The organism is Pseudomonas sp. SWRI50 (assembly GCF_014269095.1).
GTDB lineage: Bacteria > Pseudomonadota > Gammaproteobacteria > Pseudomonadales > Pseudomonadaceae > Aquipseudomonas > Aquipseudomonas kermanshahensis.
The window spans coordinates 336,013-350,117 of record NZ_JABWRW010000002.1 but is presented as its reverse complement, the minus strand read 5'-3'; the positions used below and the strand labels follow the sequence as shown (position 1 = coordinate 350,117).

Sequence of the window (14,105 nt, the reverse complement as noted above, 5' to 3'; positions counted from 1 at the left end):
GGGTTCAATGCACCGGCTGCCGGCCCTCAGCCCCTGCGCCGTTTCAGGGTCTCGCTCGGCAACTCCTTGAACAGCTGCCGGTAACTCTCGGAAAACCGCCCTAGGTGCCAGAACGACCAGCGCATGGCGACTTCCGCTACCGTTACTTCGCCACCGCGCAACAAGTCCCGTCGCGCGCCGTTTAGCCGGCGTAACCGCAGCCAGGTCCCCGGCGGCATACCGGTAAAGGCCTTGAATGCCTGCTGCAACTGGCGTAGCGATACTCCGGCCACATCAGCCAGTGCCACCAGGTTGAGGGTTTCTTCGGGGCAGTCCGCCGCCCATTCACTGACCCGCCGCATGATCAAGCGCTCTTCACTGCGCCTGCCCAGCGCACCGCTGTCCAGCCGCTGGCAGGCACTGTCGAGGATGAACAGGCAGTCTTCCAGCAACTGTTCCGCCAGCGCCTGCCCCTGCAGTGGGCAATCGGCGTTGCCCAAACGGGTCAGGGTGGCGCTCAGCCAACTGCCGAACAAGGCGTTCTGGCCGCTGCCCAATGGCACCATGAACAAGCCTTCCAGGCGCTGCGTATCCAGGCCATGACGGGCCAGAAACGCCTGGTCGAACACCACGGCCACTTCTTCGTAGTTCTCCGGGGTGATCCAGATATTGCGGCTCTGCTCGTTGAGCAGGTACAGGCTGTTTTCGCTGCGGTCGAAACAGAACGCCAGCGATCCACTGGGGGGGCGAAAGAACTGCTCGACACGGGTATTGAGCCGTTCTTCATAAACCTCCACGCCATCGAGCCCCAGGCAACGCAGTTCGCCGCTGAAATGCCCGGGCGACATTTGCCGGTATTGCTGTTGCCAGCCAGGGGTGGCACGCACCTGCTCGGTGACGTCGGTGGTGTGGAAAGCCTGAACCTGCAAGGCGTTGAGCGTTGTCACGCATTGTCCTGTATGCACTCTTTTGGTGCATTGATTATCGGAGAAAGTGGATAGATCGCCCCAGGGGGCTGCGACCAAGATAGTCTCCAGCGCGTCACCTGGGAAGCCACCCGCTCCCGCCGCGCACACAAAAACCCAACCAAGAGGTCTGTATGAACGCCCCCTTCGATCAGCTGTCCACGTGGCTGAAAGAACACCGGATCACCGAAGTCGAATGCGTGATCAGCGACCTGACCGGCATCGCCCGCGGCAAGATCGCACCGACCGCCAAATTCCTGCACGAACGTGGCATGCGTCTGCCCGAGAGCGTGCTGTTGCAGACGGTCACCGGCGACTACGTTGACGACGACATCTACTACAGCCTGCTCGATGCCGCCGACATCGACATGGTCTGCCGCCCTGACCCGACTGCGGTGTACCAGATCCCCTGGGCAATCGAGCCGACCGCGATCGTGATTCACGACACCTTCGACAAGCAAGGCAACCCGATCGAGCTGTCGCCGCGCAACGTGTTGAAGAAGGTGCTGAAGCTGTACGCCGACAAAGGCTGGCAGCCGATCGTTGCACCGGAGATGGAGTTCTACCTGACCAAGCGTTGCGAAGACCCAGACCTGCCGCTGCAGGTACCCCTGGGGCGCTCGGGCCGCGCAGAAAGCGGTCGCCAGTCGTTCTCGATCGATGCCGCCAACGAATTCGACCCGCTGTTCGAAGACGTCTATGACTGGTGCGAACTGCAGGGCCTTGACCTGGACACCCTGATCCATGAAGACGGCCCGGCGCAAATGGAGATCAACTTCCGCCACGGCGACGCCCTGGACCTGGCCGACCAGATCACCGTGTTCAAGCGCACCATGCGTGAAGCCGCGCTCAAGCACAACGTGGCGGCCACCTTCATGGCCAAGCCGATCACTGACGAACCCGGCAGTGCCATGCACCTGCACCAGAGCGTGGTCGACATCGCGACCGGTAAGCCGGTGTTCGCCAATGAAGACGGCAGCATGAGCGAGCTGTTCCTGCACCACATCGGCGGGCTGCAGAAGTACATCCCCAAGCTGCTGCCGATGTTCGCACCTAACGTCAACTCGTTCCGCCGCTTCTTGCCGGACACGTCGGCACCGGTCAACGTCGAGTGGGGTGAAGAAAACCGCACTGCCGGCCTGCGTGTGCCGACCTCCAGCCCCGATGCAATGCGCGTGGAAAACCGCCTGCCGGGCGCCGATGCCAACCCTTACCTGGCCATTGCTGCCAGCCTGCTGTGTGGCTACCTGGGCATGGTCGAGAAGATCAACCCGAGTGCGCCGGTGCAGGGCCGGGCTTATGAGCGACGCAACCTGCGCCTGCCCATCACAATCGAAGATGCCCTGCAGCACATGGAAGACTGCGAAACCGTGCAGCAGTACCTGGGCAAGCAGTTCGTCCAGGGCTATGTAGCGGTCAAGCGTGCCGAGCACGAGAACTACAAACGGGTGATCAGTTCCTGGGAACGTGAATTCCTGATGCTCAGCGTTTAAACCCAAGGGCACTGCCCGTGCGATGACGCAAGGCCACGCTTTCCTGTGGGGGCGGCCTTGCGTCGCGAAAGGGCTGCAACGCAGCCCCCGATACACCGAACCCAAGAACAAGACCAACGAGGTGTCGACATGCGTCATCTGCAATCCCTGGTTCCCGCTGCATTCACCTTTCTGTTCGGCGCAGCTGCCCAGGCCGCTCCGACCGTCAGCGTCTACAACTGGACCGACTACATCGGTGACACGACACTGGCCGACTTCCAGGCCAGCAGTGGGATCAAGGTGGTCTATGACGTGTTCGATTCCAACGAAACCCTGGAGGGCAAGCTGCTGGCCGGCCGCACTGGCTACGATGTGGTCGTGCCCTCGAACCACTTCCTCGCCCGCCAGGCCCAGGCCGGTGCATTTTTGCCGCTGGACCGCAGCAAGCTACCCAACTGGAAGCACCTGGACCCTAAACTGCTCAAACAGCTTGAGCAGAACGACCCCGGCAACCAGTACGCCGTGCCCTACCTGTGGGGCACCAATGGCATCGGCTACAACGTCGACAAGGTCAAGGCCGCGCTGGGCGTGGACCACATCGACTCCTGGGCGGTGCTGTTCGAGCCCGAGAACCTGAAAAAACTCAAGCAGTGTGGCGTGGCCTTCATGGATTCGCCCGACGAGCTGTTCCCGGCCATTCTCAACTACCTGGGCATGGACCCACGCAGCGAAAAGCCCGAGGACTACGCCAAGGCTGAAGCCCGCCTGCTCGAACTGCGGCCCTACATCACCTACTTCCATTCTTCCAAATATGTCTCGGACCTAGCCAACGGCGATGTCTGCGTAGCCTTCGGCTACTCCGGCGACGTGTTCCAGGCCGCCAACCGCGCAGTGGAAGCCAAGAACGGCGTCAAGGTTGCCTACAGCATTCCCAAGGAAGGCAGCAACCTGTGGTTCGACCTGCTGGCCATCCCTAAGGACGCCAGCAACCCGGACCAGGCACTGGCGTTCATCAACTACCTGCTTGAACCTCAAGTAATCGCCAAAGTCAGTGCCACGGTCGGCTATGCCAACGCCAACCCCGACGCCCAGGCCTACATGGATGCGTCCCTGGTGAACAACCCCGAGGTCTATCCACCCCAGCAAGTGCTGGACAAGCTGTACATCTCCAGCACGCCAAGCCCCAAGATCATGCGCGTGATGACCCGCTCCTGGAGCAAGATCAAGTCCAACCGTTGAGCCGAGAACGCACCATGCCTTTCGATACCCTGCACACTGCTTCGTACTACGCTGCCACGGCTCGCGACGCGGCGCCCTACCCCAGCCTGGACGGCGAACTGAGCGCCGATGTGTGCGTGGTCGGCGGTGGCCTGACCGGGGTCAATACCGCACTGGAGCTTGCCGAGCGCGGCCTTTCGGTGATCGTGCTGGAAGCCAGGCGCATCGGCTGGGGTGCCAGTGGGCGCAATGGCGGCCAACTGATCCGCGGTATCGGCCATGACGTCAGTGGTTTTGCCCGCTATGTCGGCCAGGACGGCGTGCGCTACCTGCAACAGGCCGGCATCGATTCGGTGGCGTTGGTGGCCAGGCGCATCGAGCAATACGGCATTGCCTGCGACCTGCAGTGGGGCTTCTGCGAACTGGCCAACACACCCGCCCAGTTTGCCGCCTTCAAGGCGGAACAGGAGGACCTGGCCGCGCTGGGTTATCGCCACGAAACCCGCCTGGTCAGCCCCGAGCACATGCACCAGATCGTCGCCAGCGACCAGTACGCCGGTGGCCTGGTCGACATGGGCTCGGGCCATCTGCACCCACTGGACCTGGTACAGGGCGAAGCACGTGCGGCCGCAGCCCTTGGCGTGCGCATTTTCGAGCAGAGCCCGGTGCTGCGCATCGAGCATGGCCCCAGCGTGACCCTGCATACCGCCCACGGCAAGGTCCGGGCACAGAGCCTGGTGCTTGGCTGCAACGCGCACCTCGATGAACTGGAGCCGCGCCTGAGCGGCAAGGTGCTGCCGGCCGGCAGTTACGTGGTGGCCACCCAGCCACTGCCCGAGGCGCTCGCCAATAGCCTGATCCCCCAAAACATGGCGCTTTGCGACCAGAAGGTAGGCCTGGACTACTACCGCCTCACTGCCGACCGGCGTTTGCTGTTCGGCGGTGCCTGCCACTATTCCGGGCGCGACCCCAAGGACATCGCCGCGTACATGCGGCCGAAAGTGCTCAAGGTGTTCCCGCAGTTGGCCGAAGTACGCATCGACTACCAATGGGGCGGCATGATCGGCATCACGGCCAACCGCTTCCCGCAGGTCGGGCGGCTGCACCAGCACCCTAACGTTTACTACGCCCAAGGCTATTCAGGGCACGGGCTGAACGTGACCCACTGGACAGCCAAGCTGCTGGCCGAGGGCATTGCCGTGGGCCACAGCCAAGGGCTGGATGTGTTCAGTGCGGTGCCGCACCTGACCTTCCCGGGCGGCAAGGCATTGCGCTCACCGCTGCTGGCGTTGGGGATGTTGTGGTACCGGTTACGCGAGGTGCTGGGGTAAGTGCTGCCTGTGTGCCCTCGTCGTGGACGCTTGCACGATGAGGGCAGCGACAATAAGACAATACATGAAGAGTAATAGTTAACTTAATGAATGCTAGTGATTAACGCTAGAACCCACTACGAATAAAATACTTAAAGAATAGCTTGTAAGCCTTTGAATTGTATTACGTTAAGGAGTTTAAGCGCCGGCCCTGCTGGACGTGTCTCGCCTTGCTCCCATTTTCGAACGGTTGAAGCACTCGTGTGCAGGTGCATGGCAAACACTGGCTGGCTGAAATTCAGCGCCTCACGCAAATGCCGTATGTCCAGCGGGCTGAAATCCCGCACCGGCGCAGGGCAGATTGCTTCGAAATCGCGTAGGGTGACCTTGCCGATGGCACCTGCTTCATGCAAGAGGGCAAGGTCATCACGCAACGACTCAATCAGTTTGCTGCTCACAACAGACCTCCATTAATACACCTGACTGTAACGCCCGGCAGAGCGCCATAGATGACAACTCGAGAAAAACCCTGCCCGCAAAGCGGAGCGCCCTTTGCTCTTCCAGCGTGATATTCGCCTTGCAGCCTTTGGCAAACCCATGCAGAAAAACATAACGGCTGCCTATCCGAGCAGAGAGCACAGTCCGAAAACCGCCTCGTTTACCTGCGCCGTGGCCCGCAATGCGCTGCTTGAACAACTCGCCACCCAAGCTGGCATCAACCAACCCTCTGCGCATTTCTTCTACCTCCTTGCACAACATACTGTCAGTAAGCCTTTGCCCGACTTGCCAACGCGCGAAATCCTTGCGCTTGAAAATCTCCATGACTCGCTCCAACCATACCCGTTACGGGCATAGTTTTCCAATACCGAGCGCAGATGAAAAGCCATCGTGATCCTACTGTGACGTAGGAATCTTCTCTGTTACACATCGGGCTTCCGGCATTTACGCCAATCGAAGGCGCCTTCGCCCCATTACACCACTGCGCCAGCTCCCAAGATTGCCCTGGTCACTGGCCAACTGCCCTGCAGCTGCTAGCGTTGTTCTGGCCGACCTCTCATGGATGCATCACGATCATGAAATCATTGCCCCGCATCACCTTGTTGTGCGCAGCCTTGCTTGCCGTAACCGCCTGCTCCAGCAACCGCGTGGACCCCAGTGACTACTCCGGTTTCCTGAAGGACTACAGCCGCTTGCAGCCCGCTGAAAGCCCATCCGGCGCGCCGGTGATGCGCTGGATCGACCCCAAGGTCAACGTCAATCAATACAGCCAGGTGTTCATCGAGCCCAGCCAGTTCTACCCCAAGCCGCAACCGACAGCAGTCATTTCGGCGCAGACGCTGCAGGAGATTACCCGTTACTTCAACGAAGCCATGCGACGTGAATTGGGCAGCGTGCTGACCCTGGCCAAAGCCCCCGGCCCAGGCACCATCGTGGTACGCCCGGCGATCACCGCCGTGTCTACCAGCAACGAAGGCCTAAAGCCTTATGAGGTCATCCCTATTGCGCTGATCTCGGCGGGTGTCAATACCGCCATGGGCGGCCGTGACCAGGAAGTAGATGTTGGCGTAGAGGCGGCCTTCCTGGACGGTGCCAGTCAGAAAGTGCTCGCTCAGGTGGTGCGCAAGGGCGCGGGCAAGGAGCTGGAGAACGACACCCAGAAACTCACCCTCAATGACGTCAAACCAGTGCTCGACGGCTGGGCCAAGGACATGCGTGCGAGCTTCCTGACGCTGAAACAGAAGAGCCGTTGACCGTGTAGGAGCAGCCTTGTGCTGCGAAGAGGCCAGTGACAGCAGCGAAGATTGATGATGTGTTCACTGGTCTCTTCGCAGCACAAGGCTGCTCCTACCGGGTAGCGTGTCAATGCCCCTGAATAAACCTTGGGCTGCGAATCAGCACTCGACAAAGGCGACGGCCAGGCCGCCGCGCGAGGTTTCTTTGTAGTTGGAATGCATGTCCGCACCGGTGTCGCGCAGGGTGCGGATAACCTGATCGAGCGAGATGAAATGCTCGCCATCACCGCGCAGGGCCATTTGCACGGCGTTGATCGCCTTGACCGCGGCAATCGCATTACGCTCGATGCACGGCACCTGCACCAGGCCACCCACCGGGTCGCAGGTCAGCCCCAGGTTGTGCTCCAGGGCGATTTCCGCGGCATTTTCCAGTTGCGGCGGCGTGGCACCGAGCACTTCGGCCAGGCCTGCGGCTGCCATCGAGCAGGCCGAGCCTACTTCGCCTTGGCAACCCACTTCGGCACCGGAGATCGACGCGTTGGTCTTGCACAGGATGCCGACTGCGGCTGCCGCCAGCAGGAACCTCACCACATCGTCGTCGCAGGCATCCGGGTTGAACTTCATGTAGTAGTGCAACACGGCCGGGATGATCCCTGCCGCACCGTTGGTGGGCGCCGTGACCATGCGCCCGCCGGCAGCGTTTTCTTCGTTGACCGCCAGGGCAAACAGGTTGACCCATTCCATGGCGCTCAGGGTGGAGCCAATCACGTTCGGCTTGCCCAACTCCTGCAGGCTGCGGTGCAAACGCGCAGCCCGGCGCTTGACCTTGAGCCCGCCCGGCAGGATGCCCTCATTGCGCAAGCCATTGTCGACGCATTCACACATCGCCGCCCAGATGCGCATCAGGCCTTCGCGCACCTCGGCTTCCGTGCGCCAGACGCATTCGTTGGCCATCATCAGCTGCGCCACGCCCATTCCGTGCGCCTTGCACAGCGCCAACAACTCAGCCGCACTGGCAAACGGATACGGCTGTTCGACCGCATTCGCCTCGCCTTGGGGGGCATCGATTTCTTGCTGCTCGACGATGAAACCACCGCCCACCGAATAGTAGGTTTGGCTGAACAGGCTGCCCTGCTCGTCCAGTGCTTCCAGGCTCATGGCGTTCGGGTGGTACGGCAGGCTTTGCTCAAGCAGCAGCATGTCGCGGGTGTAGTTGAACGCCAGGGGATGGCTGCCATCGAGCATCAGCCATTGCTCCTGCATCACCTGACCGATACGTGGCTCGATCGTGGCCGGGTCGATCCGGTCGGGCCACTGCCCCATCAGGCCAAGCAGGCAGGCACGGTCGGTGGCGTGTCCGACCCCCGTGGCCGAAAGGGAGCCATACAGACGCACCTCGACACGGCTGACCTGGGCCAGCAAGCCCCGCTCACGCAGGGCCTGGGCAAAGGTTGCCGCTGCGCGCATCGGGCCTACGGTGTGAGAGCTGGAAGGGCCGATGCCGATTTTGAAGAGGTCGAAAACACTGATAGCCATACTAATGCCTGACCGCGTTGGGCAGAATCGCCAATGCGCGGTTCTCTGGAGAAATTGAACACTACTGCGGACTTGAGCGATACTGACCTGCTCCCGCGAAGATGACCAACGAAACTTCCTAAGCAAGGCTTTAGTGGTACTAAACGATGCGACGACAACTCAATGGCCAGATGTTCGTCTGGCTGCATGTGTTCTCCTGTGCAGCCCGGCATTTGTCATTTACCCGCTGCGCCGAAGAACTGCACATCACCCCTGGCGCCGTCAGCCAGCAAATGCGCCAGTTGGAAGAACGGCTGGGCTATCGACTGTTCCTGCGCCGTGCCCGTGGGGTAGAGCTGAGCGCCGAAGGCCAACGCCTGGCGCAAACGGTTTCAGAGGCCTATGGCAGCATTGAGGCCGAGCTGCTGCGCCTGGACGCCGGCGAGATCCGCGGCACCCTGCGCCTGCGCTCGATCCCCTCCTTCCTGGCCAAATGGTTGACGCCGCGCCTGCCGCGCTTTCAGCAGCGGTATCCGGACATCGAATTGCGGCTGGTGGCCGAAGACAGTGCGCAAGCCTTGCACCCGGGCGACTTCGACCTGGCCATCGACCTGAACGACGGCAGTTACCCTGGCATGTTGTCGACGCCATTGCTGGACGAGCAGATCTTTCCCGTGTGCTCCCCCACCCTGCTGCGCGGTCGCCCGCCGCTGCACGGGCCCGCTGACCTGGCGCATTACCCGCTGCTGCACGACATCACCGCCTGGCGGGGCGCCTCGGAATACGCTGAATGGGAGTTCTACCTGGAAGGCATCGGCGCAGGTGGCTTGGACGTGCGCAGGGGCCATACCTTCAACCGCAACCACTTGACCATTGAAGCGGCGATTGCCGGGGTTGGCGTGGCAATCGCGCGGCGTACCTTGCTCAACGATGAACTGGAACGGGGGGCGCTGATCGTGCCGTTCGGCGTGGCTATCGCCAACCACAAGCGTTACGTGGTGCATTACCCGCCGGGCGGGCTGACCCAGCCGGGTGCCCGCGCGGTGCATGACTGGCTGGTGGAAGAGGCCCGTGGCTTCAGGGAATTGCACCCGTTGGGTTGAGTGCCTGCCCCGGGGCAGCTCGTCGACCCCGGCTAATAGGCCTGCTTGCCGGTAAAAGCATTGAGCGTGCGCACCAAAATGACGAAATCGAGCCACAAGGACCAGTTGTTGATGTACTCGATGTCCGAGTCGACCCGTTGAATCATCTGCTCGATGTCCTTGGTTTCACCCCGGAAGCCCCTGACCTGTGCCAGGCCGGTCATGCCAGGCTTGATGTTGTGTCGCGCGAAGTAGTCGACAATATCCTGCGAATACAGCGTGTCGTGCTGAAGTGCATGCGGGCGCGGCCCCACTAACGACATTTCGCCGGTCAATACATTGAACAACTGCGGCAGTTCATCCAGGCTGGTCTTGCGAATAAAAGCCCCAACGCGGGTCAGTCGCGGGTCGTTCTTCTGGGCCTGTTTGACCACACCGTTTTCCGGTTGATGAACATGCATGCTGCGGAACTTCCAGATCCGGAACGATTCACCGGTCCAGCCCATGCGTTCTTGCCTGAAGAATACCGGGCCGCGACTGTCTAGTTTGATGGCTATCGCCACTGCCAACAGCACCGGCGATGCACACAGCAATATCAGTGCTGCCAGCACGCGGTCTTCGAGGTTTTTAAGGAACAGGCTCATGCCGGTCAACGGCGTTTCTGACAACGTCAATACCGGGATACCGGCAATTTCACGGACGCTGTGGTTGATTAAACGCAGCGAGAAGATATCCGGCACCCAGTTCACTGCAATGCACTTGTCGAGCAACTTCAAATACACTTCGTTAATGACCGCCGAGCCGCCTAATGGCGTCACCAGGTACACCGTGCGAATAGCATGTTTGGCAACGATCTCGTCAAGGTCAGCGACATGGCCCAGCACAGGCAGGCGTTGCTTTGCATCAGGCGCGCCCTGTTCAGCCACATCGTCTATCAGCACACACCCCAGCACACGCTCACCGAACCACGGGTTGTTACTGATCTTCTGGTGCAGGAAGTTGGCCAGGTCGCCGGCGCCAATAATCAGTGCGTTGTCCAGCCGAGCGTGCGCGGTAAACCGTTTTTGCAGTTCACGCACTGCAAAATGCAAAAACAATTGCACCACATAACCAATGACGAACAACTGCACCACCAACAACCGCGAATAGGTTTCGCTCTGCTTGGTCAAAAACGCCATGACCACCAGAAAACAAAACGTTGCTGACCAGGCCTTGAATAACCTGAACGCCTTGATGGACAAGCCCACGTTGGTCCGATAGATCGCATAATGATCATAAATAACGGCCAGCGCCCCAATCAACAAGAGCAGCATGATCACATAATCCGAGGTAATGTGACCAAACTGATCGTAGATCAAGTACCAGGCGACACCGGTGACTGCAATCCCATCAAGGCCGGCCTGAATGGCGTTACTTACGCTGCTTCTTCGTTGAAGTAAGGAACGACTGCTTCTGGGTTCGAGAACCATTTCAGACCTCATTAATTAGCGCGCAGCACATGCCTGGCAGCTTATTCAGTCAATCAATACCAGCCTTTAAACTATAATCCTGCACACTGAATAGTCTTCGCCGCCCCCTGGGCGCTTGCTATCACTGTAGCAGTCGCCCGCACACCCGGCGGGCGGAATCACTCCTGCCATGGATTTTGGCCGTTTCGGACGGCTCGGGAGGCAGAATCATCAGATACGCCTTGGGGTGTTCCGGGCCCCAAGCGTCATCGCCTTGGTACACAGCAGAGTGCGTAACAGGAACAGCGGGTTGCCCACCACGTAGCGCATGAACAAGCGCCTGGGCTCTCTCAGCAAGCGGTAGACCCACTCCCCGCCCAATCGCCGTAGCCATTGCGGCGCCCGGCTAACTTTGCCGCCGAGAAAATCCAGAATCGCCCCGCCACACACGATCAGGCACGCCCGCCCACTGGCAGCCAGGCGAGCGGCAACGGCTTCTTGCTTGGGCATCCCCATGCCCAGCACGATCAGCTCTGGCTGCGTTACCCGCGCAAGCTCCAGGTAGGTGGCCATTTCAGCAAATCCGTCGTGAACCGACACCGGCAACACGCCAAACCGCGCCTCGCTGCACGCTACCGCCCGGCTCAAGAATGGCTCCTGAGTACCCCAGAATGCCACCCGTCGCCCTTTGAAGGCCGCCAGCAGCTTGGGGATGAAATCCGTGCCATTCATGTTCAGCCCTGGGGCCAGGCCCAGGCGGCGATACAGGATTGCCATGCCCGCACCATCGCGCAGCAACACATCGGCCGAGGCCAGCGATTGGCAGTAATCGGCGTTGCCTGCGACCAGGTTCATGGCGTGGGCGTTGACAAAACCCAGCACCGTGGGCGCCTCAGGTTGGCCCAGGGCCTCGAGCAAGCGCTGCTCGTGTGCAGGGTCACTCACGGTCTGAAGTTTGCCGATAATCGTTTTCCAGCTGTTTTGCCATTCGCCCATTAGCTGTCATCCCGTTTCGAGCGCACCCACTCTACCTGCCGCTTGATCAAGAACCCCAGGTACAGGGGAATCTTCCTCGCGGCGTAGAACGGGGCGTAAAGCAAGACCGAAAAGGGGATCAGTTCGCGAGAAAACCGGCCCCACGCCAGCAGAACTGCAACACCCAGCATGACCAGGGCACCCGTGGCGACCCATGCAGGTGCAGTGATACCGAACAGCAGCGCAGCCAGCCAGGCAACACATGCAACCCCTACCAGAGCCATGACCAGCAACGCCAATGGCGGCACCAGAAGGTCCAGGGTCATGGCCAGCAAGGGCGCGTTACGCCGAGTGACCGCGCTCACCAGCAGCTTGGGTACCTCGGCCAGGATCACCCCCAAGTGGCCATGCTCCCAGCGGGTGCGCTGGCTGCTCAAGCCTTCCTGGCTGAGCGGAAACTGGCTGGTGACCTGCGCATCCGGGCAAAACAGCGGCGGTTTGCCGATTCGGCAAAAGTCCAGGCCAAGCTTCAAGTCTTCGACGAGGTGCCCATTGGCCAAGTCGACCGCAGCCAAGTCGCGCCAACTGAAGGCCATACCCGCGCCCATCAGCTGGCAGGGCAAGCCCAGGCGTGCCCAACCACGCGGGCGAACGAGGTTCTTGACCCGCCAGGCAAATTCCGCGATTTGCACCTTCAGGCCCGCGCCGGCGGGCGCGCGCATCAAGTACAGCGCCTGCACCGGCCGTGAAGCTTCGAGGCAACGGCGTGCCAGCAGGTCAATGGCGCCCTCGCCCACCTGGCAATCGGCGTCAACGATAATGACCACCTCGGGTGGACGCTGCGCCAGATGCCGTACGCCGAAGTCCAGGGCATACCCCTTGCCGCGCAACAGGTCGTTGTCGCGCTCCACCACCTCAGCGCCCGCGCTGCGTGCCAACTGCGCGGTGTCGTCGGTGCAGTTGTCCGCCACCACCAGCAAGCGGTCTTGCGCCAGCAATTGCGGGGAGACACTTGCCAAGGTCGACCGAATGATCAAGGCCTCGTTGTGCGCGGGCACCAGCACCGCCACGCGCGGGCGCCTACCATCCTCCTCAGGTCGTGATCGCACCGGCAGGCACGCCAGCAGTACCTGCGCAAACAACACCAGCGCGGGCACGAAGATGCAAAACGCCACCAGGCTCAATAACCACGTCACGATGCTGATCATGCGGATGCCTTGAAGTAGCGGGCCAGCTTGGCGACCTCGGTGTCGATATCGTGGCGTTGCAGCACCCGCTGGTAAGCGGCCTCCCCCATGCGCTGCAACACGTCGGCCGGTTGCGACAGACAGTCGGCCATTGCCGCAGCCAGCTCTTCTACCGTGCCGGCGGGGAACAACCAGCCGTTTTCGCCCTGGCGCACCAACTCCGGGATGCCTGCCACATAGGTGGTCAGCACCGGCCGGCGCAATGCCATGGCCTCCATGATCACCACCGGCAGGCCTTCGGCGAAACTCGGCAGCACCAGCGCACGGGCAGCGAGGATTTCTTCCCGCACCTGAGCGCTGCTGATCCAGCCGGTGATGCGTACCTGCGCCTGCAAACCATGCTGGGCGACCAGGGCTTCGATCTGCTCGCGCATTTCGCCATCACCCGCCAGCACCAGCTCGAATGCAATGGCTTGGATGGCCAGCAGGCGGGCCGCCTCGATCAGCAGTAGCTGGCCCTTCTGCTCGCACAGGCGCCCGACGCACACCAGGCGTGGCGCCGAGGGTGCGGCAACGGCGGCAACCGCGTGGAAGTCGCGCTCCAGGCCGCAATGCACGACCTTCACCTTCTCCCAGTGCTCGTGCGCCACCCAACGGAACAACTGGCTGCGCCCATACGAACTGACCGCCGCCACAAACGCGGCGCGCCGGACTTTTTCGCCCACATGCAGAAACTGTGGTTTGTCGAATTCTTCCGGCCCGTGCACGGTAAAGCTGTAGGCAGGCCCGCCGAGGGCATGGGCCAGCATCACAACCTCGGTCGAGTTGGTGCCAAAATGCGCATGAACATGCTTCGCGCCAAAGGCCTGCAACCAGAGTAGTACCTGACAGGCCTCGGCCAGGTACACCAGGTGATAGGGCCAGGCGCGATCCGCCCGCTGGCCCAGGCGCAGGGCCAACCACAGGGTGGCGAAAAAGCGTCGTGGCTCGGCACGCAGCACCTGCAGCGTGGGCGCCAACAACCCCTTCAGGCCGTGCTGCAACACGTAGCGGGTCTTGCCCCGCTCGGCGATGTCCTCGTCATCCTGCAGTTCGGCATCCCAACCCCGCAAGGCAATGCGCTGGATCTCCATGCCCTGGCGCTCCAACGCCAGAATTTCGCGTCGAATGAAGCTATGGCTGACTTTCGGGTACTGATTGATGAAGTAAGCAATGCGCATA

At 61.2% G+C, this 14,105-nt stretch carries 13 protein-coding genes; 5 read left to right on the top strand and 8 right to left on the bottom strand.

Annotation, left to right across the window (positions count from 1 at the left end; all coding sequences use genetic code 11):
- Window positions 1–26: 26 nt before the first annotated feature.
- On the bottom strand, window positions 27–926 hold the full coding sequence (locus tag HU750_RS03795; RefSeq protein ID WP_099454041.1) for a helix-turn-helix domain-containing protein: 900 nt from the start codon (window positions 924–926) through the stop codon (window positions 27–29).
- Between the two features lie 152 nt (window positions 927–1,078).
- On the opposite strand from HU750_RS03795, the gene HU750_RS03790 reads away from it, so the two are divergent.
- The 3 genes from HU750_RS03790 to HU750_RS03780 all read left to right on the top strand — a co-directional run bounded on the left by HU750_RS03790 (window position 1,079) and on the right by HU750_RS03780 (window position 4,965).
- Window positions 1,079–2,437, top strand: coding sequence for a glutamine synthetase family protein (locus HU750_RS03790; protein ID WP_027596784.1), 1,359 nt, complete (start codon window positions 1,079–1,081; stop codon window positions 2,435–2,437).
- Window positions 2,438–2,566: 129 nt separating this feature from the next.
- On the top strand, window positions 2,567–3,655 hold the full coding sequence (locus HU750_RS03785; protein ID WP_186676878.1) for a polyamine ABC transporter substrate-binding protein: 1,089 nt from the start codon (window positions 2,567–2,569) through the stop codon (window positions 3,653–3,655).
- Between the two features lie 14 nt (window positions 3,656–3,669).
- Window positions 3,670–4,965 (top strand): NAD(P)/FAD-dependent oxidoreductase, encoded by a 1,296-nt coding sequence (locus HU750_RS03780; protein WP_186676875.1) that lies wholly within the window; start codon window positions 3,670–3,672, stop codon window positions 4,963–4,965.
- Between the two features lie 131 nt (window positions 4,966–5,096).
- Here the strand turns inward: HU750_RS03780 and relB are convergent, their stop codons facing one another.
- Window positions 5,097–5,402, bottom strand: coding sequence for a type II toxin-antitoxin system RelB family anti-toxin transcriptional regulator (relB, locus tag HU750_RS03775; RefSeq protein ID WP_186676873.1), 306 nt, complete (start codon window positions 5,400–5,402; stop codon window positions 5,097–5,099).
- Window positions 5,383–5,766, bottom strand: coding sequence for a type II toxin-antitoxin system RelE/ParE family toxin (locus HU750_RS03770; RefSeq protein WP_186676868.1), 384 nt, complete (start codon window positions 5,764–5,766; stop codon window positions 5,383–5,385). The genes relB and HU750_RS03770 overlap by 20 nt, the downstream gene beginning before the upstream one ends.
- A 251-nt stretch (window positions 5,767–6,017) precedes the next feature.
- On the opposite strand from HU750_RS03770, the gene HU750_RS03765 reads away from it, so the two are divergent.
- Window positions 6,018–6,695 (top strand): DUF3313 domain-containing protein, encoded by a 678-nt coding sequence (locus HU750_RS03765; RefSeq protein ID WP_099454036.1) that lies wholly within the window; start codon window positions 6,018–6,020, stop codon window positions 6,693–6,695.
- A gap of 141 nt (window positions 6,696–6,836) precedes the next feature.
- On the opposite strand, the gene HU750_RS03760 is transcribed toward HU750_RS03765, so the two are convergent.
- Window positions 6,837–8,213 carry an L-serine ammonia-lyase gene (locus HU750_RS03760; protein WP_186676865.1) on the bottom strand — a complete coding sequence of 459 codons (1,377 nt, stop codon included), beginning with the start codon at window positions 8,211–8,213 and terminating at the stop codon, window positions 6,837–6,839.
- A 146-nt stretch (window positions 8,214–8,359) separates the two neighbouring features.
- On the opposite strand from HU750_RS03760, the gene HU750_RS03755 reads away from it, so the two are divergent.
- Window positions 8,360–9,295, top strand: a complete 936-nt coding sequence (locus HU750_RS03755; RefSeq protein ID WP_099454034.1) for a LysR substrate-binding domain-containing protein — start codon at window positions 8,360–8,362, stop codon at window positions 9,293–9,295.
- Between the two features lie 32 nt (window positions 9,296–9,327).
- Here the strand turns inward: HU750_RS03755 and HU750_RS03750 are convergent, their stop codons facing one another.
- The 4 genes from HU750_RS03750 to HU750_RS03735 form a co-directional block, all read right to left on the bottom strand.
- Window positions 9,328–10,743, bottom strand: a complete 1,416-nt coding sequence (locus HU750_RS03750; protein WP_085273370.1) for an undecaprenyl-phosphate glucose phosphotransferase — start codon at window positions 10,741–10,743, stop codon at window positions 9,328–9,330.
- A gap of 210 nt (window positions 10,744–10,953) precedes the next feature.
- On the bottom strand, window positions 10,954–11,718 hold the full coding sequence (locus HU750_RS03745; protein WP_186676852.1) for a WecB/TagA/CpsF family glycosyltransferase: 765 nt from the start codon (window positions 11,716–11,718) through the stop codon (window positions 10,954–10,956).
- On the bottom strand, window positions 11,718–12,905 hold the full coding sequence (locus tag HU750_RS03740; protein WP_186676841.1) for a glycosyltransferase family 2 protein: 1,188 nt from the start codon (window positions 12,903–12,905) through the stop codon (window positions 11,718–11,720). Before HU750_RS03740 ends, HU750_RS03745 begins: the two co-directional genes overlap by 1 nt.
- On the bottom strand, window positions 12,902–14,104 hold the full coding sequence (locus HU750_RS03735) for a glycosyltransferase (protein WP_186676839.1): 1,203 nt from the start codon (window positions 14,102–14,104) through the stop codon (window positions 12,902–12,904). The genes HU750_RS03740 and HU750_RS03735 overlap by 4 nt, the downstream gene beginning before the upstream one ends.
- Window position 14,105: the final 1 nt, after the last annotated feature.